This window comes from Chryseobacterium angstadtii (genome assembly GCF_001045465.1).
Lineage (GTDB): Bacteria > Bacteroidota > Bacteroidia > Flavobacteriales > Weeksellaceae > Chryseobacterium > Chryseobacterium angstadtii.
On record NZ_LFND01000001.1, the window covers coordinates 235,793 to 260,133 of the forward strand.

Annotated in this window: 24 protein-coding genes; 12 read left to right on the forward strand and 12 right to left on the reverse strand. The window is 37.6% G+C overall.

From position 1 onward, the window contains the following. Positions 1-5: 5 nt before the first annotated feature. From ACM46_RS01060 to rpsL, 11 genes are all read right to left on the reverse strand, one after another. Positions 6-1,199 (reverse strand): PepSY-associated TM helix domain-containing protein, encoded by a 1,194-nt coding sequence (locus ACM46_RS01060; RefSeq protein WP_157859409.1) that lies wholly within the window; start codon positions 1,197-1,199, stop codon positions 6-8. A 288-nt stretch (positions 1,200-1,487) separates the two neighbouring features. Beyond that, positions 1,488-2,105 (reverse strand): hypothetical protein, encoded by a 618-nt coding sequence (locus ACM46_RS01065; protein WP_048504779.1) that lies wholly within the window; start codon positions 2,103-2,105, stop codon positions 1,488-1,490. A gap of 18 nt (positions 2,106-2,123) precedes the next feature. Continuing rightward, positions 2,124-4,298 (reverse strand): TonB-dependent siderophore receptor, encoded by a 2,175-nt coding sequence (locus ACM46_RS01070; RefSeq protein WP_048505544.1) that lies wholly within the window; start codon positions 4,296-4,298, stop codon positions 2,124-2,126. Positions 4,299-4,543: 245 nt separating this feature from the next. Further along, positions 4,544-5,161 carry a hypothetical protein gene (locus ACM46_RS01075; protein WP_048504780.1) on the reverse strand — a complete coding sequence of 206 codons (618 nt, stop codon included), beginning with the start codon at positions 5,159-5,161 and terminating at the stop codon, positions 4,544-4,546. Positions 5,162-5,173: 12 nt separating this feature from the next. Continuing rightward, positions 5,174-7,363, reverse strand: a complete 2,190-nt coding sequence (locus ACM46_RS01080) for a TonB-dependent siderophore receptor (RefSeq protein WP_048504781.1) — start codon at positions 7,361-7,363, stop codon at positions 5,174-5,176. Between the two features lie 151 nt (positions 7,364-7,514). Continuing rightward, entirely contained in the window at positions 7,515-8,342 is an 828-nt protein-coding gene (locus tag ACM46_RS01085; protein ID WP_157859410.1) for a carbonic anhydrase family protein, read from the reverse strand. Positions 8,343-8,672: 330 nt separating this feature from the next. Beyond that, positions 8,673-9,506, reverse strand: a complete 834-nt coding sequence (locus tag ACM46_RS01090; protein ID WP_048504783.1) for a GLPGLI family protein — start codon at positions 9,504-9,506, stop codon at positions 8,673-8,675. A gap of 156 nt (positions 9,507-9,662) precedes the next feature. Beyond that, complete coding sequence (gene rpsJ / locus ACM46_RS01095; RefSeq protein ID WP_002661363.1) at positions 9,663-9,968, reverse strand: 30S ribosomal protein S10; 306 nt, start codon at positions 9,966-9,968, stop codon at positions 9,663-9,665. A gap of 17 nt (positions 9,969-9,985) precedes the next feature. Beyond that, complete coding sequence (gene fusA, locus ACM46_RS01100; protein WP_048504784.1) at positions 9,986-12,103, reverse strand: elongation factor G; 2,118 nt, start codon at positions 12,101-12,103, stop codon at positions 9,986-9,988. A 6-nt stretch (positions 12,104-12,109) separates the two neighbouring features. Next, entirely contained in the window at positions 12,110-12,586 is a 477-nt protein-coding gene (gene rpsG / locus ACM46_RS01105) for a 30S ribosomal protein S7 (protein WP_027387226.1), read from the reverse strand. A gap of 23 nt (positions 12,587-12,609) precedes the next feature. Then, a complete protein-coding gene (gene rpsL, locus ACM46_RS01110) occupies positions 12,610-13,023 on the reverse strand; it encodes a 30S ribosomal protein S12 (protein WP_002983146.1) in 414 nt (137 codons plus the stop codon). 464 nt (positions 13,024-13,487) lie between these two features. Between rpsL and ACM46_RS01115 the strand changes: the two genes are divergently transcribed. The 9 genes from ACM46_RS01115 (at position 13,488) to ACM46_RS01155 (ending at position 20,882) form a co-directional block, all read left to right on the forward strand. Further along, positions 13,488-13,964, forward strand: a complete 477-nt coding sequence (locus ACM46_RS01115; RefSeq protein ID WP_048504785.1) for a Dps family protein — start codon at positions 13,488-13,490, stop codon at positions 13,962-13,964. Between the two features lie 93 nt (positions 13,965-14,057). Next, a complete protein-coding gene (gene pncB, locus ACM46_RS01120) occupies positions 14,058-15,236 on the forward strand; it encodes a nicotinate phosphoribosyltransferase (protein WP_048504786.1) in 1,179 nt (392 codons plus the stop codon). Between the two features lie 60 nt (positions 15,237-15,296). Next, positions 15,297-15,767 (forward strand): YciI family protein, encoded by a 471-nt coding sequence (locus ACM46_RS01125; protein WP_048504787.1) that lies wholly within the window; start codon positions 15,297-15,299, stop codon positions 15,765-15,767. A gap of 61 nt (positions 15,768-15,828) precedes the next feature. Continuing rightward, a complete protein-coding gene (locus ACM46_RS01130; RefSeq protein WP_048504788.1) occupies positions 15,829-16,293 on the forward strand; it encodes a hypothetical protein in 465 nt (154 codons plus the stop codon). A 155-nt stretch (positions 16,294-16,448) separates the two neighbouring features. After that, positions 16,449-16,703, forward strand: coding sequence for a hypothetical protein (locus ACM46_RS01135; protein ID WP_048504789.1), 255 nt, complete (start codon positions 16,449-16,451; stop codon positions 16,701-16,703). Positions 16,704-16,922: 219 nt separating this feature from the next. Beyond that, positions 16,923-18,515, forward strand: coding sequence for a GEVED domain-containing protein (locus tag ACM46_RS01140; protein WP_083997305.1), 1,593 nt, complete (start codon positions 16,923-16,925; stop codon positions 18,513-18,515). 244 nt (positions 18,516-18,759) lie between these two features. Then, complete coding sequence (locus ACM46_RS01145) at positions 18,760-19,599, forward strand: hypothetical protein (RefSeq protein WP_131707523.1); 840 nt, start codon at positions 18,760-18,762, stop codon at positions 19,597-19,599. 158 nt (positions 19,600-19,757) lie between these two features. Then, positions 19,758-19,994, forward strand: a complete 237-nt coding sequence (locus tag ACM46_RS23170) for a hypothetical protein (RefSeq protein ID WP_131707524.1) — start codon at positions 19,758-19,760, stop codon at positions 19,992-19,994. 132 nt (positions 19,995-20,126) lie between these two features. Further along, entirely contained in the window at positions 20,127-20,882 is a 756-nt protein-coding gene (locus ACM46_RS01155; RefSeq protein ID WP_048504793.1) for a DUF5995 family protein, read from the forward strand. An 86-nt stretch (positions 20,883-20,968) separates the two neighbouring features. On the opposite strand, the gene ACM46_RS23245 is transcribed toward ACM46_RS01155, so the two are convergent. Next, a complete protein-coding gene (locus tag ACM46_RS23245) occupies positions 20,969-21,136 on the reverse strand; it encodes a bacteriocin-like protein (RefSeq protein ID WP_157859411.1) in 168 nt (55 codons plus the stop codon). A 316-nt stretch (positions 21,137-21,452) separates the two neighbouring features. Here ACM46_RS23245 and ACM46_RS01160 point away from each other — a divergent pair, with 316 nt between their 5' ends. The 3 genes from ACM46_RS01160 to ACM46_RS01170 are packed head-to-tail and all read left to right on the forward strand — an operon-like array spanning position 21,453 to position 24,230. Next, on the forward strand, positions 21,453-22,949 hold the full coding sequence (locus tag ACM46_RS01160; protein WP_048505545.1) for a DNA recombination protein RmuC: 1,497 nt from the start codon (positions 21,453-21,455) through the stop codon (positions 22,947-22,949). A 4-nt stretch (positions 22,950-22,953) separates the two neighbouring features. Continuing rightward, on the forward strand, positions 22,954-23,376 hold the full coding sequence (locus tag ACM46_RS01165; protein ID WP_048504794.1) for a hypothetical protein: 423 nt from the start codon (positions 22,954-22,956) through the stop codon (positions 23,374-23,376). Between the two features lie 14 nt (positions 23,377-23,390). Beyond that, entirely contained in the window at positions 23,391-24,230 is an 840-nt protein-coding gene (locus ACM46_RS01170; RefSeq protein ID WP_048504795.1) for a LytR/AlgR family response regulator transcription factor, read from the forward strand. Positions 24,231-24,341 lie beyond the last annotated feature (111 nt).

A 24,341-nucleotide genomic window follows, 5' to 3' on the forward strand; every position in this document is an offset into this window, starting at 1 on the left:
TACAATCACTTCGTTTTTTTAAACCTGTGCCACCAAATCAGAAATCCGGTTACCGGTAACGAGCAGCCAATTAATGAAACCATAAAGTAGAGAATAATACTTGGAAGCCCCATAATCTCTCCTGTGTGCAGGGGTTTCGCCAGAGCGGTAAATTGTTTATTCAACGGTCTGTCGGAAAAGAGTTCTTTTGTTTTAAAAACTCCTGTTTTATCGAAGGTGACTTCATCCGGAAGCATCATGCCCAGAAAATTTTGGGTATTGGTCTTGATGACTACATATCTCGGGTTTTCTTTGTTGGGAAGTTCAATGCTGGTAACCGCCGTATAAGGAAGCTGCTTGTTGGAAAGCTCCAGGATCTTATCAATCGATGCAGAAGCCGTATTCTTCAGATTCTTTTTTTCATTCTGCTTCTGAAGCATATCTTCCATAAGTACTCCGAAAGGATCATCTTCACTTTTATCTTCAGCAATATGATCAATTGACGAGCCTCCCAAACTTACAATAAGAGCATTTTTCACCCACGGATAGGTAACATATAGACCTGTAACCGCGATGAAGAACAGCATTAAAAAAGTATAAAATCCCAATGTATTGTGCAGATCGTAATTCACACGCTGGAATTTGGCTTTCAATTTTACGGTAAGTCCCTGTTTCAGAAATTTCAGTTTTTTAGGAAGCCACAAAATGAATCCGGAAATGAGGAGCAGACAGAATATAAGGACAGATGCTCCTACAATCTGGCGTCCGACATTTCCCATCATCAGGTTTCTGTGGATATCTAGTACTATTTCGAAAAAACGATTGGCTCCTGTATCCGCCTGCCCCAGGATCTGTCCGGTATACTGATTATAGTATGAGCTTTTATCCAGCTGATTTTCTTTGTAGGAGATCACATAGCTTCTGCTTTTGCTTTCGGGAATTAACAGGGATGTAAGTTCTTTTCCGTTTTTCAATAATTCCGCCTGAATCTGATCCGGATTCCGGGAAGCGGATGAGCCTGGAGAGATGTAAACTTTATCACTGTTGTAAAGGTCTATGATCTGGTTTTTGAAGGCATACAGACATCCCGTAAGGCACATAATCAATACAACTATACTCGACAGAAGCCCCAGCCAAAGATGCATCATCCACATCAGGTATTTGATGAGTGATTCATTTTTTCTTCTTTTCCGGTAAAGGGTTTTAAATAGTGATTTCATTGGGTGCGGGTTTCGGGTTTCGGGATACGAGATTCGGGGTGCCGGGTTGGGAAGCGTATTCATCTTAACAGCAAAAACATTAAGACAGGAATTCTGCCTTAATGTTTTCTAATTAAAATTTGATATGAATGTTTTTAATTCAGGATGAAAATTGAAAGACTGATGATGGAATTGATCTTAGTTTAAAAAAGATTTTTGTCATCTTTAATTAACCGGGCAAAAAGACAGTTACAGACTCATATAACTTTCCTCTTCCCTTATCAAATCTTAATCAAGTCTTAGATCTGATTACTTTCTTCCTTTGAATTTAATGTCTTTTACAATCTCCTCGAATTGGGTATAATGTTCGGGAGTAAGTGCTTTCTGAATGGCTGCTTTTCTTTGAGCATCAAATTTCTCCCAGTATTCTTTAGCAAGATCATTATTTCCGTGGTACACATCGTGAGCATCGTTGAATGCTTTTTCAAATGCATCATTGGCAGCGTTCACTACCGCGAATTCTTCTTCTGAAAGCTGTGCTTCCGTTTTTATTCTTTCCAAAAGAGCATTGTCGTATCTCGGTCTCTTTCTTGAATTTTCATCCACGAATTTGTTGAATTTCTCCATTTGCGGACCATCAAGAACTTTAGCCATTTCTACAGACTGCTGTGCTCTCAGTTCTTCATTTTTAATTCCCAGAGCTACTCGGTCCATATTTCCACCCTGCGCTTTTGCAGCCTGGAAGTTCTGTTCCTGAAGATCCTGGTATTTTTTGGTAATCTCGTCGAAGCTTTTCACCTGATCCGGAGTAAGCTGTATTTCAGTTTTGAACTGAGCATAGTCAATTCCTTTCTTTTTGTCTCCTGAACATGCAACTAAAACTGCACCAAGAGCAAGGGCTAAGAATACTGTTTTTATACTTTTCATAACGAATAATTTTGTTAATTAGAATTTATAGTTTACCTGTACCGCAAAGTTTCTCGGTTGGATCTGATCGATATATCCTCCTCTGAAATAAGAGTTGTACCCTACTGTATTGAAGATATTGTTGAAGAAACCTCTTAATCCCAATCCGTTTTTGAAGCTGTACCCAATCTGAGCATCTACCGTAGTGTATTCCGGCATATTGAAAGGCTTCTCACCCGGCTGTGTTCCGTTCACATGGCCATTATCTAATATAACTTCAAGTTTATAATCATCTACCGGTCTGGTTCCTACGTAATAAATCCCTGCCCCCACGTCAAGTCCGGTAAGAGCTCCGGTATTAAATTTATAATTCAGCCAGCCGTTTGCCGTATGTTTAGGGGTATTGATAGGAGCAGATCCCGTTACAAATGAAGGGCTGTCTTTATACTGAGCATCTACATAAGCCCAACCTGTCATAATCTGAAGGTTTGGAAGGATTTTTCCGATCAATTCCACTTCCATTCCTTTTCTTTTCAGTTCTCCGGCTAAAGCATATTTACCGGTTCCGTTTCCTCCGTTTCCAATAATTTCATATGATAAATTATCGGTATTGATATCAAAGAAAGTAACATTAAATCTCAGTCTTTCGTTAAGCCAATCGGACTTAATCCCTGCTTCCCACTGTTTTGTAGTGGAAGCTCCAACGGTACCTCCTGCTGCCAATGGATTATTAGAATTTCTCAGAGCTGTAGTACTGGTATAAGATCCGAACACATTCATGTTTTCAATAGGAGAAATCATAATTCCTAATGAAGGGTTCCATGCATAGTCTTTTTCTTTATCCGAACCAATCAGCCTGCTGTAACGAAGTCCTAAGTGTGCTTTAATATATTTATTGAAGGTAATGACATCCTGCGCCATTAATCCCATAGTAGGTGCTACTGCATTAACAACTTTAGCGGTTTTTAAATCAATAGCCACTCCTTCAGGAAGAATATTGCTAACGTCATTCAGAACATTAATCCTGTCAATTACTTTTGTAGCATCATATGAAGTGGTGGTCACATTAGATTCTTTCCAGTCGAATCCTACCTGGAAGGTATGTTTCATAAACCCGGTCATCACATCTGCCCCGATAAAGTCAAACTGAAGGACTTTGTTCAAATCTTCCCTGTCTGATCTGGTCAGTGTTCTGTTACGGAATTCATTTGGATTGTTTCTATTCAGAGGAGCTAAAGCGGCACCCACAATTTCAGACTGGTAAGATGAGCTCATGAAAGCTGCTCTTAACTTTAACTTTTCGGTCAGTTTTCTGGTGGCTGTCGTAGAGAAATTGAATGTCTCAATTTCCGCGTTATCTGAAGCGAAGCCCAGGAATTTTCTTCCCGGCATTTTGTATATGGCTTCTACATTTCCTTTAGCAAGATTTACGGTTCCTCTGTCCGGAGTTGTATTGTTGTGCATATAATCCATCTCAACTACAATTTCCGTTTTGTCATCCGGACGGAATGCGATAGATGGGTTTACATAAATACGGTCTGTATGAATAAATCTTCTGAAGCTGTTGTTGTTCTGGTAAGCAGCATTTAATCTAACGGCCACTTTTCCCTGAGAATCCAGCACTCTCTGGAAATCTACGGTAGGTCTGTAAAAATCCCAGCTTCCGTATCTGAACCCTACATTGGTTTGGTTGATAAACTTAGGAACCTTCGTTACTACGTTGATCACTCCCCCTGCAGAGCCAAGTCCGTCACCAATTCCCTGTGTAACGGCCGCAGAACCTTTAATTACCTGAATACTTTCCACACCCTGCATATCAGTAAGCATTGCTCCCGTACGGAAGTCCGAGTCCATCTGAACTCCGTTCTTCAATACCGGTACTCCACGATACCCTCTGATAGACATACTTTCTCTGGTACCACCATAGCTTCCAAACTGGGTAACTCCCGGAATATTTTTAGCTACATCTGTTACGGTAAGTCCTCCAAGATCTTCAATTACTTTATAGGAGATCACGGAAATACTCTGGATCTGGTCTCTGGTTTTTAAAGGAAGTCTGGTAATGACTTCAAGCCCTTCCGGCTGCTTCTTTTTTTCACCAAATAATTCTACTTCATCAATCTCTTTTGATTTTTTAATAGAATCATTCACTTGCTGTGCGTTTACAAAAACCCCACCCAATACAAGCAGAGAAAAGGATACTACTTTATTCATCTGATAATTTTCTGCAAAATTATTATTTTTAATAATTCTAAATAAATAATACCAGGTGATATTTCTCATCACAAAGAATTGCCGGATATGGTATGTTGATTATCTGCAGGAATCTTAAAAAATACCTTTAAGAAAAATGTTAAATGATTAATAAATAAAAAGAGATGCCCCGTATAAGGTAGCATCTCTATAAATTTTTCAAAGTAAAAAAATAACAATCTCCTGTAATTTATCCTAAAACAGGATTATTCTTTTTCTTTAAGTTCAACTTCTTTGATGAGCTCTTCGAATTTTGTATAATGTTCAGGGGTAAGTGCTTTCTGAATAGCTGCTTTTCTCTGCTCATTAAATTTATCCCAGTATTCTTTGGCAAGATCATCATTTCCGTGGTATACATCATGAGCATCATTAAATGCTTTTTCAAATGCATCATTGGCAGCGTTCACTACCGCAAATTCTTCTTCTGAAAGCTGTGCCTCCGTTTTAATTTTCTGAAGAAGAGCGTCATTATATCTCGGCCTTTTTCTGGAATTTTCGTCTACAAACTTATTGAACTTTTCCATTTGTGGAGCATCCAGTACTTTTTCCATTTCAAGCGCCTGTTGTGCTCTAGCTTCTTCCTGTTTGGTGAGAAGTGCTGTACGGTTCATTTTTTTGCCCTGCCCCTGTGCTGCATTGTAGTTATCTTCCTGAATCCTGGTATACTTTGCAATAATTTCATCAAACTGCTTTTCTTTTGAAGGATCCAGCTGTATATCTTTCTTTAAGGATATCCAATCTATTTCTTTACCTTTTTTATCTCCTGAGCAAGAGAGCATCAGTATGGCAAAAGCTATCAGTGATAATTTCTTTAACATTTTCATACTTATTATTTTTTAAAATTTGTAGTTAAGCTGTACGGAAATATTTCTAGGAGCAGTTCTGTTAATAAAACCTCCTCTGAAATAAGAAGTATATCCTATGGTATCAAAAATATTGTTGATGAACAATCTGATATCTGCTTTGCCTTTGTAAGAATAATTAAGCTGAGCATCTACTGTGGTATAACTTGGGAAATCAAAATAATTGGTTCCTGGTACTGTATTGTGGGAAGCCACTATTCTTGTGTATTCGTTAGCTAATCGTTCTCCTACATAGTACACTCCGGCTCCGGCCCCGAATCCTTTCAGTGTTCCTTCACTAAACTGATAATTCATCCACGCATTAGCAGTATGTTTGGGAGCATTCATAGGTCTGGATCCATCCATATAAGCCGGGCTGTTCTGATACTGCGCATCCAGATAAGCCCAACCTGCCATCACCTGCCAGTTATTGGTAATTTTACCTAAAACCTCCAATTCTACTCCTTTTCTTTTCAGATCTCCTGCTAATCCGTACAGGTTTCTATTAACCGAACCATTCGGATTCACAATATTATAAGACAGATTATCGGTTAAAATACTGAAGAGGGTAATATTGGCTCTCAGCCTTTCATTAAACCAGTCAGATTTCACCCCTGCTTCCCATTGTGCGGTAGTAGAAGGTCCTACAATCCCACCTCCTTCAAGATTAAAATTGGCAGATCTGAGCGATGTTGTATTGGTATAAGATCCAAAAATATTCACATTTTTCAGTGGTGACACTATAAGACCAAAAGAAGGATTCCATGCTGAAACTTCCTGTTCTGTTTCGGGTCTACCGTTTAGCTTACTGTAGCGTACGCCCAGATTGGTCTTAAGAAAAGGCAGCCATTCTGTAACCGCCTGTGCCAGGAGACCGTAAGTTGGGGTCTTCACCGTATTGTAAACCGGATTATTGAAATGAATATCATACGGCAAATCATTAGAAATATTCTGAGTAACATCTATCTGATCTACTGTATTTACCACAGTCCCATCATTTCTGTAAGCCGTAAAAGTGGATGTTGTAATGTTACTGTCTTTATAATCCGCCCCAATCTGGAAAGTATGTTTTATACTCCCTGTTTTGATGTCCTGGCCAATGAAATCAAACTGAAGGGTTTTATTTTCATCTACAGTTCCGTACTTTTCCCAGGCTCTGTTTCTTAGATTCGGCGTCACAATGACTCCAGCAGATTTTAAAGGAGTGATGTAAACCCCTTCTGTCATTCTGTCATAAGAAGAAGCCATATACTGGAGGCGAACTGATAATTTATCGGTAAGCTTTCTGTTAACTCTCGTTGAAAAGTTGTAAGATGAAACTTTTGAATAATCTTTGTTAAATCCTAAATATTGATTCAACGGTAAATCGTAAACTTTGTATTCTGTATCCTGCCCCAGGTTTACAGTACCTGGATCCACAACAGAATTATCTTTCATATAATCCATCTCTACTATGATTGAAGTTTTATCATCCGGCTTAATCACGAAAGAAGGGTTGATATAAAATCTGTCGCTTCCGGTAAGTTTCCGGAATCCGTCGGAACTGGTATATGAAGCATTCAGCCTTACTGCCAATCTGTTATTGTTATCAAGTACACGCTGGAAATCCAGAGTAGGTCTGATGGTATTCCAACTGCCATATCTTAGTCCAACATTAGTTTCATTAACGAATTTAGGAATCTTGGTGACTACGTTGATGACACCTCCTGCACTTCCTAACCCATTACCGACTCCCTGAGTGATTGCCGCCGATCCTTTAATAACCTGAATGCTCTCTACCCCCTGCATATCAGTAAGTATAGAAGCCGTACGGAAATCCGAATCCTGCGCTACCCCGTTCTTTAAAACCGGAACCCCACGGTAACCACGGATGGTCATACTTTCTCTGTTCCCTCCATAGCTGCTGAACAGGGTAACTCCGGGTACGTTTTTAGCTACATCGGATAGATTTAAACCTCCAAGCTGCTCTATTACTTTATTGGAAATTATAGAAATACTCTGGATCTGATCTCTGGGTTTAAGAGGAAGCCGGGTAATGGTTTCCAAACCTTGAGGCTGCTTATGTTTTTCGCCAAAAAGCTCAACATCGTCAATCTTTTTATGTTTTATAGTATCCGTTTTTTGCTGTGCGCTCGCCAGTACTCCACCGAGTACAAGCAATGAAAAAGATATTGCTTTATTCATCGTATATTTTTTTGCAAAAATATTATTTTTATTAATTCTAAATAAAATAATAAAAATGACTTATGTCACCCGACAATGAACTTAGCTACGGTCTCTGCTAAAAAATCCCTGTCGGGAAACAGGGATACCATATCAATTGAATAAGATAAAACTAGAAGCCAAGATTCATGTATACTTTTCTACCATTCAGCGGCTGAATTGATCTGAAATTGGGATTCTGATAGATTCCGGTGTAAGTATTAAACTCAGCGTTTGAAATCTGCTGTTTATTTTTAAAAACAAACCATGTAACCGGACCTCCGTTGGTAACAGCAGATGCAGCTCCAAAATTGGGAGTGGTTAAAGACCCGTTGTAGGTAAAATATTCTCTTGTATTTTTAGGAAATAGAGCAGTAAGATCGAAGGTCGTATTAGGAGAATATACTGCATTGGGCATTGTGGGAGATTGGTTGAACAAATTCTGGAGTGATGAATTGGCGTTTCCTTCATCAACCATTACGCTCAAAACCGCATAGGAGTTGTCCGCAGCAATATTTACAAAATGAATTTCCATTTTAGCATACTTCCCATCAATGGTGTGTTCGCTGCTGTAATGGAAATGAAAATTGACAAGGTTGTACTTCTTTCCGCCTACGGTAATAAAATTGTTGAAGCTGTCTGAATTACTCACATTCACCCGCAGGTTTTCACCGGCATTATTCGCTACGGAGTTTAAGGTAACAGCACCATAATGCAGAACCGGATCGCTGCTGTGAAAAACGATTGCTTTGGAAGGTTCAATGTTGATTGGCGACTGAGATTCTGCTACCGCTGAAGGAAAATTGGATGTAAAAATAGCCGTACTGATAATATCCGAAGGATACGCTGTAAGTTCAATATTGGTTTCTTCATCATTTTGGCAGGAGGTAAGAAGAAAGAATAACGACGTGATTAGCAGACCGCCTTTATAAGACCGTCTTGAAATAGATTTGCTTTTCATCTGTTTTTTTGTATTAAATTTTTGTGTGTAACTGAAACAAATGTAATGAGATTTCAAAAGTAGAATCATTACAGCCATTAGTTTTAATTCAAATTTAATAACCTACAAAAACTCACAAATTATTTAAAAATATAAACTCAAAAAAACGCAATCGTTATAAAAATTCATCATTTGAAAAAAGCCCGGTTTTTAAAACCATCAATCGGAATTATGAGTCGAAAATAAAAAAATCCGTCTCTGGAAAAAACGGATTCAATAGTTATTGTAAAGTATAGGATTATGACGCTTGAGCTCTTTAAAATATTTGAAAATTTACTTTATCGGAGTGTTTTATTTTTTAGGCTCGGGATATCGTATTGCTTTATCAATTTCAATGGGATTGTTCTCCCTAATCATCTTTTTTCTCTCTTCATCAGACATCCCTTTCAGCTGGTCCAAACTTTTAACCTGTACTCCGGCAACATAGAATGTATTTTCCGGATTGGTATTGGATCTGAATGCCTCTGCAAGGTCTTTCAAAGGATTATCATAAAGTTCCATTTGTTTTTTTGCTATGATTTTTTCTGTAACAGGAACTGGTTTTCGTCCCTGAAAACTGTCGAGGAATTTAGCTTCATAAGTTTTAGGGAGTTTCATACTTTTTGACAGTTTAAAAATAAAGTTCTTTTTATCGTCTTCAATCTCGAAGATCAATCCGGGAAGTCCCCGAAACTTGTAAGGCCCTTCACTCAGATTAACATTTTTGGAAAACCAGGCGATCCAATTTCTTCCCCCAAAAGTTGTCGTTGCTTTCTGCAATGTATACTGCCCGTCAATTTTGGTCTCATTGAGAAGCTTCCAGTCCATTTTATCTGTTGACTGCAGAGAAAAAAAGTCGTTCAGCAAAATCAATGAGGTATTTTCAAAGGAGTTTTTCTTTCTGATCACTGCAGGGAGATGATCATCCCATCTCGTTCTTCTCTGGCCACGAATAATATTTAAAGAATCAGTTTCAGCATAAGAGTAAGGATAAAATTTGACATCGTCTGTATTGACATCTAAGATCATATTATCCTGAGAAAATTCTTTTGCCAGTGAATCCAATTTGTACTGAAACTTATAAATAAAGCGGTGGGTTTGTGCGGAAAAGAACAACGGAAATAAAAGTAAAATCAGTTTTTTCATGTTCGAATTTTATTCAAAAATATCAATAATGTCTGAATTAGCATGAACTTATCACTAGATATTTAGTTAAAAATATATTTCAAGACTTAAAACAAAAAATCCCTTTTCTTTCGAAAAGGGATTTGTATTAAGATGATAAGCCAAAAGGCTCAATTATCACACTTTAATTTCAACGTCTACACCTGAAGGAAGTTCTAATTTCATTAGAGCATCAACAGTCTTAGAAGAAGAAGAGTAGATATCCATCAATCTCTTGTGAGCTGATAATTGGAACTGCTCTCTAGCCTTCTTGTTTACGTGCGGAGATCTCAACACAGTGAAGATTCTCTTATTCGTTGGCAATGGAATTGGTCCGTTTACAACAGCACCAGTAGCCTTTACCGTTTTTACGATTTTCTCAGCAGACTTGTCTACCAAGTTGTAATCGTAAGATTTTAGTTTTATTCTGATTCTTTGTGACATTTCTTTACTTTAAAAAATTAACCTTTTGCTTTAGCGATGATATCTTCAGCAACGTTTTGAGGAGTTTGTGCGTATTTCTCTAATTCCATAGAAGAAGTAGCTCTTCCTGATGAAAGTGTTCTTAGAGTCGTTACATATCCAAACATCTCAGAAAGTGGAACTGAACCTTTGATTACAACAGCACCGTTCTTTTCTTCCTGACCACTGATAGTACCTCTTCTCTTGTTAAGGTCACCAATGATGTTACCCATATATTCTTCCGGAGTTACAACTTCCAGTTTCATAATAGGCTCCATAATTACTGGCTTAGCAGCACGTCCCGCTTCTTTAAATCCTAATTTAGCAGCTAATTCGAAAGAAAGAGCATCAGAATCCACTGCGTGGAAAGATCCATCTTTAAGAGTAACTTTAATACCTTCAACTTCGAAACCAGCCAATGGACCGTTCTTCATTGCAGCTTTAAATCCTTTTTCAATGGCAGGAACAAATTCTCTAGGAACGTTACCACCTTTGATCTCATTGATGAATTCTAAACCGATTTTACCTTCGTCTGCAGGTCCTAGTTCAAATACAATATCAGCAAATTTACCTTTACCACCAGATTGTTTTTTGTAAACTTCTCTGTGTTGAGCAACTTTTGTTAAGTTTTCTTTGTATTCTACCTGAGGCTGTCCCTGGTTTACTTCTACCTTGAACTCTCTTCTCATACGGTCTACAATGATATCCAAGTGAAGCTCACCCATACCAGAGATGATCGTTTGTCCTGAAGCCTCGTCAGTTCTTACTGTAAACGTAGGATCTTCTTCAGCCAATTTAGCTAGAGCGTTACCCATTTTATCCTGGTCAGCTTTAGTTTTAGGTTCAACAGCGATACCAATTACCGGATCAGGGAAAACCATCGATTCAAGAACGATTGGGTTTTTCTCGTCACACATAGTATCACCAGTTTTGATAGACTTGAATCCTACCGCTGCACCAATATCTCCTGCTTCAATATATTCTACAGGGTTTTGCTTGTTAGCGTGCATCTGATAGATTCTTGAGATTCTTTCTTTATCACCTGAACGGGTGTTCAAGATATAAGAACCTGCATCAAGTCTTCCTGAGTATGCTCTGAAGAATGCTAGTCTTCCCACGAACGGGTCAGTAGCAATCTTAAATGCTAATGCAGAGAAAGGCTCGTCTACAGATGGCTTTCTTGTGATTTCAGCGTCAGTTCTTGGATCAGTACCTTTGATATCGTCTTTATCCAATGGAGAAGGCAAGTATTTACATACTGCATCCAACATAAACTGTACTCCTTTATTTTTGAATGAAGAACCACAAGTCATTGGGATAATAGATAAATCAATAGTAGCTTTTCTAAGAGCTTCGTTGATTTCTTCTTCAGAGATTGAATCCGGATCTTCGAAGAATTTCTCCATCAAAGTCTCATCGTAGTCAGCCACAGCTTCTACTAATTTCTCTCTATATTCAAGAACTTCAGCTTTCATGTCTTCAGGAATTGGCACTACTTCGAAAGTAGCTCCTTGTCCTGCTTCATCCCAGATGATAGCTCTGTTTTTAATTAAGTCTACAACACCTTTGAAATCTTCTTCAGCACCGATTGGTAAAACGATTGGAACTGCATTAGATCCTAACATTTCCTTAACTTGTTTTACAACGTTTAAGAAGTCAGCACCTTGTCTGTCCATTTTGTTTACGAATCCCATTCTAGCAACTTTGTAGTTGTCAGCAAGTCTCCAGTTTGTTTCAGACTGAGGCTCTACTCCATCTACTGCAGAGAATAAGAATACCAATCCATCCAATACTCTTAAAGATCTGTTTACTTCTACTGTGAAGTCAACGTGTCCTGGTGTATCGATGATGTTGAAGTGGTAAGGTTTAGTATCTGCTACAGGTTTTCCCTGATCAGTTGGAAAGTTCCAAGAACAAGTAGTTGCTGCAGAAGTAATTGTAATACCTCTTTCAGCTTCCTGCTCCATCCAGTCCATTGTAGAAGCACCATCGTGAACTTCTCCAATCTTGTGGTTTACCCCTGTATAGAATAAAATCCTTTCTGTAGTGGTAGTTTTACCAGCATCAATGTGCGCAGCAATACCAATATTTCTTGTAAATTTAAGATCTCTTCCCATTTCAGATTAGAATTTAAAGTGTGAAAACGCCTTGTTAGCTTCCGCCATTTTGTGAGTATCACTCTTTTTCTTGTAAGCAGCACCTTCTTCTCTTGAAGCAGCTACTACTTCATTAGCTAATTTCAAAGCCATAGACTTATCATTTCTCTTTTTAGAGTAGCTAATTAACCATTTCATTGCCATAGAAATTTTTCTGTCAGCTCTGATTGGCATTGGGATCTGGAAGTTAGCTCCACCTACTCTTCTAGAACGTACTTCTACGTGAGGCATAACGTTTGTTAATGCATCTTTCCAGATTTCCAGGGCAGTTTTTTCAGTTTCCCCTTTTTTAGTTTCTACGATATCTAATGCATCATAGAAAATTTTGAATGCGATTGACTTCTTACCGTCAAGCATTAAGTTGTTTACGAATCTCGTTACCAATTGATCATTAAATTTAGGATCTGGTAACAACGGTCTTTTTTTCGCTTTTGTCTTTCTCATTGCTTCTGTACCTTATTTAATGATTACTTTTTCTTTCCTTTTGCAGGAGCAGCAGCTGCTTGTCCTGGTTTAGGTCTCTTAGCTCCGTACTTAGATCTTCTCTGAGTTCTTCCATTTACACCAGCGGTGTCTAATGCACCTCTTACGATGTGGTAACGTACTCCCGGTAGGTCTTTCACCCTTCCGCCTCTAACCAATACTATCGAGTGCTCCTGAAGATTGTGTCCTTCGCCCGGGATGTAGGCATTCACTTCTTTACCGTTAGAAAGTCTTACCCTTGCTACTTTTCTAAGTGCAGAGTTAGGTTTCTTAGGTGTAGTAGTATATACTCTCGTACATACACCACGTCTTTGTGGACAAGAATCTAGGGCAGCCGATTTGCTCTTCTTGGCAAGCGTGGCTCTTCCTTTTCTTACTAATTGTTGAATAGTAGGCATTTAATTGCTTTTTATTTTAGGGTGCAAAAATAGGAATATTTTTTTAATCTGCAAAACTTATATAAAAATTAAAATCAAACACTTACACATGAAAGACACCGCATCTGAAATGTTCCACAACAGGGGCCCGATATTCATTGAGAAAATATAAAAAACAGAGGAATATTTTTTCTTAATGACTCTATATTAAATAATTGTAAAATCTATTCCATTATTTCAACATCCACATTTTTATTCCAGTCAAAGTTTTTGACATGCTCTTTTAAGGAATTATGAATATGAGGATCTACGGAATAAACAGACACATGATCTACTAGCCGATGTTATCAATAAGCTTTTCATTTGTCTGCAACATTAATACTTCCAAACTATTTTAAGAAATTTTCTTATAGTTATCTTCTATCGGCATCGGGGCCTGTTCGGCACAATATTTTCTAATTTTGTTACTATAAAAAAATAAACATATGAAAAATGCAAGCATTATCGGCCTGAAAGAGGCCGATTGTAAAAACATTTCAGAAAAATTAAATACCCTGTTAGCGAACTATTCCATATTCTATCAGAACACAAGAGGTTCTCACTGGAATATCAAAGGAGACCAGTTTTTCACCCTTCATCCGAAGTTTGAAGAATTGTACAACAGCCTTGTATTGAAGATCGACGAAATTGCGGAAAGAATACTGACATTAGGAGCAACTCCCGCCCACAATTATTCCGATTATCTGAAAGTATCTACTATTAAGGAAAGTAAAGAGGTAAGCGACGGTACAAAAAGTGTAGAAAATATTCTAAGCTCCTTCAAAGTAGTTCTGGATCTGCAAAGAGAACTTCTGGATATTACCGGAGAAGCAGGAGATGAAGGAACCAATTCCCAGATGAGCGACTACATCACAGAACAGGAAAAAGAAGTATGGATGTACAATTCTTATTTAGGAAAGTAACCGACAAAAATCAATTGATTAATAAAAAAATCGTCTTACATTTAGACGATTTTTATTTTAAATAACTATATTTGCGTTAAAATCACACATATTATGTACGACGTTCGATTAAACTCTATACTTGATAACGATTTCTATAAAATAACCATGCAGAATGCGGTGGTAAAGCTATTTCCTAGCTCCATCGTGAAATATGAATTCATCAACAGAGGAAAACATCAGTTTCCGGAAGGTTTTGATACCGCATTAAAAGAAGCTGTCAATAAAATGGCAGAGCTGAAACTGACCAAAGATGAAAAAAAATTCATGGCAAGAACCTGTCCTTATATAGATCTGCCCTATCTTGATTTCCTGGAAGGCTATCATTATGATCCTTCCGAAGTAAAAATTCACCAGGAAGGCAGTGATCTTTCGGTAACCGTAGAAGGACTTTGGTACAGAACCATTCTTTGGGAAGTTCCTTTGCTCGCTTTAATCAGCGAACTTCATTATGAGATGAATCATATGGAAAGAGATTCCAATGAAATTGTAATGAAAAAAACTTTAGAAAAAGCAGATTCACTCGCAAGACTTGGGGTTAATTTTGCCGAATTCGGGACCAGAAGAAGACATTCTTATAAAGTACAGAATCTGGTGATGGAAGCTTTAACGCAAAAGAAAGAATCCACATTCATCGGAAGCTCCAATGTACATTTCGCTATGAAATACGGAGTTAAACCAATTGGTACTCACGCTCATGAATGGTTTATGTTCCATGCTGCCGAATATGGATTTAAAATGGCCAACGAACTGGCACTTGAGCACTGGGTAGATGTCTACAGAGGGGATCTTGGAGTAGCCCTTTCCGACACCTATACCACGGATGTTTTCTTCCAGCAGTTCGATAAAAAATTCGCCAAGCTTTTTGACGGTGTCCGTCATGACAGCGGTGATCCTTTAGAATTTGCAGATAAAACCATCGCACATTACAAAAACAACGGTATTAATCCATTATTCAAATACATTATCTTTTCTGATGCTTTAAATCTGGAAAAAGTAGAAGAAATCACCAATTACTGCAAAGGAAAAATCGGTGTCTCTTTCGGTATCGGAACAAATCTTACCAATGATGTAGGCTTAAAACCAATGAATATCGTCATGAAATTGATCGGTGTACAGGCACCCAATAAAGAATGGATCCCAACAGTGAAACTTTCAGACGAACATGGAAAATATACCGGAGATCCTAAGATGATAGAACTGGCTAAGGAGTTTTTGAGAATAAAAGATTAGGTTTTAGATTTCAGACTTCGGAGACTAGATATTAGACTTATTATTAAAACATTGATTGCTATGAAACTAAAAATTTACGTATCCCTGAGCATCCTGATGGCAACTTTATCTTTTGCACAGGAAAAGAAGGCAGAAAAACCAAAATTCAACCAGGAACTGGCCACTTCTCTTGGTGCAGACCAATACGGAATGAAAGCTTACACCATCGTAATGCTTACAACAGGCAGCACAAAAATTGAAGACAAAGCCAAAATGGGCGAAGTGATGAAAGGCCACATGGCCAATATCGGTAAGCTGGCCGATGAAGGAAAAATTGTGGTAGCCGGACCGTTTTTAGAAAAAAATAAAGAAAACTATCGTGGTATGTTCATTTTCAATACCAAATCTAAAGAAGAGGCCGAGCAATGGGTAAAAACAGATCCCGCTGTGCAGGCCGGCGTTTTCAGCTATGAAATATTTCCGTGGTACGGTTCCGCAGCCTTGCCGCTATATCTGAAACATCACGGAGAGATTTCAAAGGAAAATCCTTAAAAAAATCTTTGACCATATATTGTTTCAAGAGTTTTGTATAATCAAATTCATATAAAAACCAATGAGCATCCTATCCAACATTTTCTGGGCATTTAAGCGCCAGAATTATCCCAGCATTGAAGATTTCAATAATGAAGTTAAAGATTATCAGAAACGTATATTAAAGGACAAAGCCTCCTGGGATCCTGAAAAAATAGTTATTGACGCACCAGAAATTGATGTTTGCTACGAAGCATGGATCAGAGGAAAAGAAAATATCAGTACCAATGAAACACTACTGGAAAGCGAAAAAGATCCTTTCCATCAAGACAACAGCGAAAATGGCATGTTTCAGGTAGAACTGTGTGCAACGCTGAAAGCAGCCAACGGAACCAATTTTACAGCTCTGGACCTTTTGCATCAGTTACAAAATCAGGTTAGCAACAAAGAACTTGGAGATCATCTCTTTTTTGAAGGTCTTACTCCGCAAAGTCCTGGTGAACAAAAACAGGATAAGCCGCTTTATTATATGTACTGCGGTAGCTGATAAAAAAAATTAGACTTCAGCCTGCTTCAGATAACAATTGAATAAAATATAAATAAATCATTATGTAACATCATAGTGATTTATTTTTTTATTATATTAGACATTCGTTTTCAGACGAATACAAATTAATACCATAAACTAAAAAAAATTAATTCATGAAAAAAACTCATTTATCAAAGATCTCAAGAAAAGAACTGAAAGAGGTATTTGGAGGAACATTAGTCCATGCCCTGGAATGTTATTCAGACAGAGAATGCAGTGGACGTGGCGAAGGAATGATCAGATGTCCTGACGGAACCACTTCCATGACCGGCCATATATGTATGGGAGGAACATGTGTTATGGCCACAGGATTCTGCGGACCCCTTGTTCTGGATCCGGGACCACACCCGGGACCAATGCTTCCATAATTATAGTATTCATAACAAATAGAGTGAACCTTTCCGGTTCACTTTTTTTGTGATAATAATTAAATAAGTAAAAAAATAAATCCCACAAAATATGGAACATTTAGTCTAAAAATACACAATTAACAAATTAAATACCACAAAAACATTATTATGAAATAAAAAATCAATATTAACTCATAAATACGTAAAAAATTATTATATTAGGTGAAAATTAATTCTATGAAAAAACTATTACTTTTGAGTTCCATGGCACTCGCAACAATGGGCAGTGCACAGATTTTAGTTACGGAAAGCTTTGAAAATCCAACCTATCCTGGATTTGTAATTAGCGGAGGGTATACAGGTACTGCCGGAGGGTATCTTGCAGGATGTGACGGTACGGTAGCCATAGGTGCTGAAGCTTATGGATCGAGTACAGCCAACAGAACCATTAATCTGATCTACACAAAACCGGCAAGCATAACTGCCAATGGAAAAAAAATAGATATTTCTTTTTCATACAGTACATCCCCTTATGATGGAACAAGCAGCATAGGCGGAACCATTACCGCAGCCTATTCTACAGACTCAGGAGCCACTTATACAACTGTTGGCTCTCCGGTTACTTTAACATCAGCTGCACAAACCTGTGCCACATTTGCGGGTACAATTCCTGAAAGTGCGAATGTCAACGGAAATTTTATGCTTCGTATTCAGACGTTAGGAACAACAGGAACTACCTATGACTTTTACAGTTTTATAGATAATGTTAAAATCAAACAGGAAGTGGTAGCAGCTCCTGCCTGTACTGCACTAACCAGTCCGGCAAACGCCGCCACAGGAGTTCCGGTACGTCCGCCAATGACCTGGGCAGCAGCAGCAGGCGCAGAACTTTATAAAATAAAAGTGGGAACCACTCCGGGAGCTTCCAATGTATATACCGGAACCACATTCGGTACTTCATTTACGCCACCATCTACAAGTGCTTTCCCTCAAAATACACTGCTTTATGCATCAATTACTCCATCCAATGCGATAGGTGATGCAACAGGATGTACGGAAATTTCCTTCACTACAGGAAGCAATCCTTTCACCCCTTATTGCGGACCACTTGTTGCTAAATCAGCAGTGTACCCTATTTCAAATGTTGTATTGAGCGATATGACCAATGCTTCCAGTGCAACTGCCAATACCGGTGATGGACACGAAAACTTTACCAACAAAATAGCAACTCTTACAAGAGGAACGTCACATCCTATAACACTTTCAGGAACAGGTTTAGGAACTAACCGATTCGGATTTACTGTTTTCATAGACTGGAATCAGAACGGAAGCTTTACAGATGCAGGGGAAGCTTATTTCGTGACTTCTGATTTTGCAGGAGGTACAGGCGCTACAGTGACTGCCAATAAGAATATCGTGGTTCCGGCTACTGCAGCTTTAGGAAATACGAGAATGAGAGTAAAATACCAGTTCAATAGTTCAACCACCAGTGTAAGAGCAGAATTATCAAACCCTTGTACAGATCTTAATGAAGGGCAGGCTGAAGATTATATGATTATTGTACAGAAAAATGTATTAGCTACGTCTGATGTAAATGCAGATAACAAAGCAGACATCACTGTTTATCCTAATCCATTCAAAGATATCCTGAAGATCTCTGATATCAAAAATGTACAGACTATTGTTGTAACCGATATTTCAGGCCGTCAGGTAAAAACACTGAAAGCAAGCAATGAAATTAATCTTTCTGACTTGAATTCAGGTCTTTATCTAATCTCTCTTCATATGGAAGACGGAAGCATTAAAACGCTGAAAGCTATCAAAAAATAATCAACTTAAAATTCTATTACATCATGAAGCGGCGGTATTGTACTGCCGCTTTTTATTATTCTGTACATTAATTTAATATATTTAAGTAAAACTAAAATCGTATGAAAACAATACAGGAAGTTCTGAAAAAGCTGGACGAAATCATTATTTGGCGCAAGGAAAACCAAAGCCCGACAGGATATTTTGTATGAAACTCATATCAGATTTGAATTCAACGATTATGTATTTCCAAAAATGATGCACTATGAAAACACAAACTATGACTTTATTTCTATTAATTCCTATTTCATTTTTTTCCCAAAAGACTGAAAAAAATTTTATCATAGACGATGACGGAATTACTGTTGAAAAGTTGAATAAAACACTTTCGTATGATGATAATTATAATAAGGATAACAAGATTTATAAAATTGGGAGACGTTTTATTTACTCCTATTATTATGAAAACCAGGAGGGAAAAAAAATTTTAGTTGGAAAAGGTGAACCCATAAAACAGCAGGATTATTATATACATGATTGGAAGTTCATCCCAATAGATAACCCTACAGACGAGACAGTAAAAAATATAATTTTAAAACCCGTTACTGGCAACATATTCAAACATCACCTTCCTGACTATAACCAAACCGGTATCTCATATGAGTATGTAATGGGCAATAGCCTTGCGCTAAATACGGAAACCACAGGCGTGATAGAAAATGAAATGAATCTTTGGATCCACCCGCCACGCAGCAATTTTTTTGAGATTTTAGAGATAAACCCTTTTCCTTATATTAAAGCTCCCTATAAAACAGGCAACAAATGGAAGTGGAAACTGGAAATCGGAGACGGCTGGTCAGATAAAAGATGGAAGGAATGGACAGGGGGAATAGAAAACAGCTACGAGTATGAAATTACAGACAGAAAAAATATACCAACAAAATTAGGAAATCTGGATTGCTATGTTGTAACTGCAAAAGCCACAAGCAGAATAGGAGAAACGGGACTCATCTCCTATTTCAGTCCCATCTATGGATTTATAAAACTCGAATACAAAAATATTGATGGGACAAAAACGGTCCTTGAACTTGAAAAGGCGGAATAAACAGTACATATTAATTCCAGATTTACCAGAATTACACTCTTACCATTAATACAAATAAAAAAACAAATCATTATGTAACATCATGGTGATTTATTTTTTAATATATTAGTAACTCATTTTCAGAAATATACAAACTAAAACCATCAAAAATTAATTCCATGAAAAAAATGAATCTATCAAAACTTTCAAGAACAGAGCTGAAAGAGGTATTTGGCGGGTATTTATATCCGGCACCATGTCCCGGAGGATGTCCGGGAGAAGCGATGATCAGGTGTCCTGACGGCTCCACAACGATGACTAATTTCATATGCATGGGCGGAGGATGTGTAGCAGCAGCAATGTGCAAACCATTGGTTCTTGAACCTTTTCCAGATCCGGTGATCTTCACTCCATAATCAGATTAACAAAAATAAAGTGAGCTTTCCGGCTCACTTTTTCATTATTAAAAAGATGACTCTACTCGTTTTCAAACCAATACACCAATGATCACAGGTTTTTTTATTATCTTTAAATAAACAAAAACCGCCATGAAAACCATTGAAGAAGTTCTGAAAAAACTGGACGAGATCATTATCCTGTGTAAAGAAAATCAAAGCCCCGCGGGGTATTTTGCATGTACTTACCGCATTATGACCGCTCAGGTCCTGAAAGGCATCCAACAGAAAAAATTTGATGACAATCCAAGAATGATCCAGTTGGATATTGCTTTTGCCCAAAGATATCTTGAAGCATGGGAAAACTACAGTAAAGGAAAAAAGTGCACCCAGTCATGGTACACCGCTTTTGAAGCCGCAAAAAACAAAAATCTTCTGATTTTACAGCATATTTTCTTAGGAATGAATGCACACATCAATCTGGATTTGGGTATTTCCGCTGCTTCTGTAATGCCTTACCGTAAGATCAATCCGTTGAAAAAAGATTTTGAAAACATCAATACCGTTATTGCTTCCATCAACCAGCAGGTTCAAAATTCTCTGAGTACAATCTGCTATCCGGTAGATCTTATCGACAAAATATCTAATGGAAAAGACAATGCCATTCTGGATTTCGCCATTTCAAAAGCAAGGGAAACCTCCTGGGCCACGGCAGTGATTGCCTCAAATACCCCTAACTTTTTAAGAGAATCCGTTATTAATATAGTAGATTATGCGGCAGCAAAAGTGGCATCCCAGATATTAAATCCAAAAATTCTCACACCTGCACTCACCAAAGAGTTTAAAAAATATGAAAGCACCAATATTGTAAAAAATATTGAAATCCTTGAATCGACAAAAACGGTTTAGATTCAGCCTACTTCCTCTTGCTGTCATTAAAACAAAAAAGATCTCTGCACAGGCAAAGATCTCTTTTTATAGTTAAAAACTGAGTTTTAAGGGCACATCAACACGCACTCCAAAACAGTCGCTCTGTATCCGAATAATACTCCGTTACAGTAGCAGGCTATTTGTGCCGGTGGTTGACCACCTCCATCAATAATTTTACCTCCTTGAAGTTCTTTAAGCTCAGTTCTTGTAAGCTTTTTCAATGTTTTTTTCATGTTTAAATTAGTTTTAATTTTATCACAATACTATGATTTATCAAAAATAGCAAATAAATTAAACATTTAAAAATACTATCAAATAAAAAAATCATTTAAAAACACGGATAAACATTACTATATTCTAAAAATGTTTCAGATTAAATTAATGAATGCATTCATGCCCATTTTTATTGAACCCGCCATTAAAAATAATTTTACAAAAACCAATTTTCACAGCATCAAGTTCCTTTAAAAAAGAGTCTTTTGCTTCATGAAAGAATACAGTTTTCCGTATAGTTTTTACAGCCTTTTTTCATAATTTTGAAACATGGAGATGACATATTTAATTATTGGATTGATTGCCGGCGGAATTCTGGGGGCCGTTATTTTGTATTTTGCTTTAAAATCATCAACGGTTTCAAGAAGTTCTTATGATGAACTGAACAATCTGCATATCAGGAACCACTCGGATCTGGAAAACCTGAATCTGAAGGTTCAGGAACTTACCCAAAATATCAACAGAGAAAAAGAACAGAATCAGCAACAAACCGATCTTTTGAATGATCTGAAAAATGAATACGCAAAAATTTCCGCTGAACACGCTTCTCTGAACACTCAGTTCTCAGAGCAGAAACAGCTCAATGCAAAACAGACTTCTCAGATTGAATCCCTGATTTCTGAAAAGCAGCATATTTTTGCTAAAAACTCCGAACTTTCTGCCAAGAATGATGGCCTTCAGCAGTCTATAGATACTCAGAAGGAAGAAATTATAAAGATACAGGAAGAATCTAAGCTTCAGTTTGAAAACCTGGCCAATAAAATTTTAGAAGAAAAAACGGAGAAATTCACCACCTTAAACCAGAATAATTTAAAAACGATCCTGGAGCCTTTTCAGGAAAAAATCGCGGATCTGAAAAACAGAGTTAATGAAGCGTATGAAAAGGAAAATAAAGAACGTTTTTCGCTGGCTGAAAAAGTAAAAGAACTCGCAGAACTGAATCAGCAGATCTCTGAAGACGCAAAAAAACTTACGAGAGCATTGAAAGGGGAAAGCAAGACCCAGGGAAATTGGGGTGAAATGATCCTTGAAAGTATTCTTGAAAAATCCGGGCTTGTAAAAGGCAGGGAATATTTCCTTGAACATGAACTCCGCGATGAAGACAACAAAGCCCTTTTCTCAGAATTTTCCGGTAAAAAAATGCGCCCTGATGCCGTGGTAAAATATCCGGATGAAAGAAATGTAATTATTGATTCCAAAGTATCTCTTACTGCTTTTACCGAACTGGTAGATGAAGCTGATCAGGACGTATACGCCATGAAGCTTAATCAGCATTTAGGATCTATAAAAAACCACATCTTACAACTGAGCCAGAAAGCTTATGATGACTATGGAAAGTCACTGGATTTCGTAATGATGTTTATCCCTAGTGAACCTGCTTATATTGCCGCTATGCAGGCCGATCAAAACCTATGGAACTATGCGTATGAAAGAAGGATTTTACTTCTGAACCCAAGCAATCTCATCACTTCCCTGAAATTGATCGCTGATCTCTGGAAACGTGAATACCAGAACAGAAATTCCATGGAAATTGCTGACCGCGGTGCAAAACTGTATGATAAGTTTGTAGGCTTTGTGGAAAACCTTGAAAAAGTGGGAAAAAATCTGGATCAGGCTAAAAATGTTTACAATGATGCTTACAAACAGCTTTCCACCGGAAATGACAATCTCGTGATACAAACCCAGAAACTGAAATCCCTGGGAATTAAAAATAAAAAAGACCTGCCGCAAAGTCTTATTGACAACAGCAGCTTTTTAGAAACAGAAAATTAAACGCATGAAAAAAAACCATATTATTTTAATTGTAAGCATTGTTTTCTTTATAGCGGCTTTAGCTTTGCCTGCTGTTTTCAGACAAAAGGCCAGTGAGATATATGGTTTTACCTGTTTTTTAATGGGATGGATGGATCTGTACGGAAACGGAATTTCCTGGCTGGCCAATCCTGTTTTGATTTTTTCCTGGATTTTTCTTTTGGTCAAAAAGCCTAAGATTGCGGCCTTTCTAGGATTGATTTCCGTAGGAGCTGCCGTGTACTATCTTACGGAAACAGAAATAACCGTTTATGAATCCGGATCTAATCATAATTACCCTATTTCTTCATACGGAATCGGGTATTATCTTTGGGTGGTAAGCTGCCTCACCATGTTTATAGGCAGCCTGCTTCTTATGAGATCTGAACAGAAAAGCCCGGCAGTTTAAAAAAACCGTTTACCATGTTTTCCTTTGCCGCCTATTCTTATCCAAAATCCGAATCTTTTAAAGAGATTCTGTTTTCATCGGTTATTGCCGGGATTTCAATTTATCTATTTCTGATCGTTTTCCAACCTTTCGGAACAGAGAACTTTCATCATCCTTATAAATATCTCCTTCTTTTCCCTTATTCAATTATTTTCGGAGGTGCTTTTTTTCTGGCAGGCTGCAGCACCATTCATTTTAAAGAGTGGAATATCGGATCTGAGCTGCTGAAAATTACAGCTATTCTTTTTTCCTCATCTATCGTATCTTATTTTTACAACATTCTATTCATAAGCCATGTTACAGCAAGTTTTGAGAATTATCTCTATATGTTTCTTTACTGCCTGGCAGTAGGTATCCCAATTTCCAGCATTTATATTTTGTCAAGGTATATTTATCTGAAGACCATTCATGAAAAAGAAGCTGATCAGATTTCCCGGCATCTGGCAGATCATTCCGTTTCCACTGAAAATAAAGACCAGCAAAAGCTATTCATCTCAGCAAACAACACAAAACTGGAGATTCAGGAAAATCATTTCATCTGTGCCCAGTCTATGGAAAATTATTGTCTGATCTATTTTTCAGAGTATGATCAGGTGAAAAAACTTATGATCAGAACCAGTCTTTCCCATCTGCTGGAACAGGTTCAGACCGATTCTATAAAAAGATGCCATCGTTCTTACATCATCAATTTAAATAGGGTGAAAAGCTTGAAGGGAAATGCACAGGGCTACAAGCTCTCACTTCCTGAAATTGATTTTGAAATTCCGGTTTCGCGAAGTTTTATTTCCACGATTATTCCGAAACTACAATCATAAATTAACTGAGTTCGGGCTAAGACATTTCAGATCTCCAGGCTAAGGCTGAGATTTAGAAAAGCCAAAGGCCAATTTTGCTACGCAAGTGAAATGTGAAACTCTACAATCCCG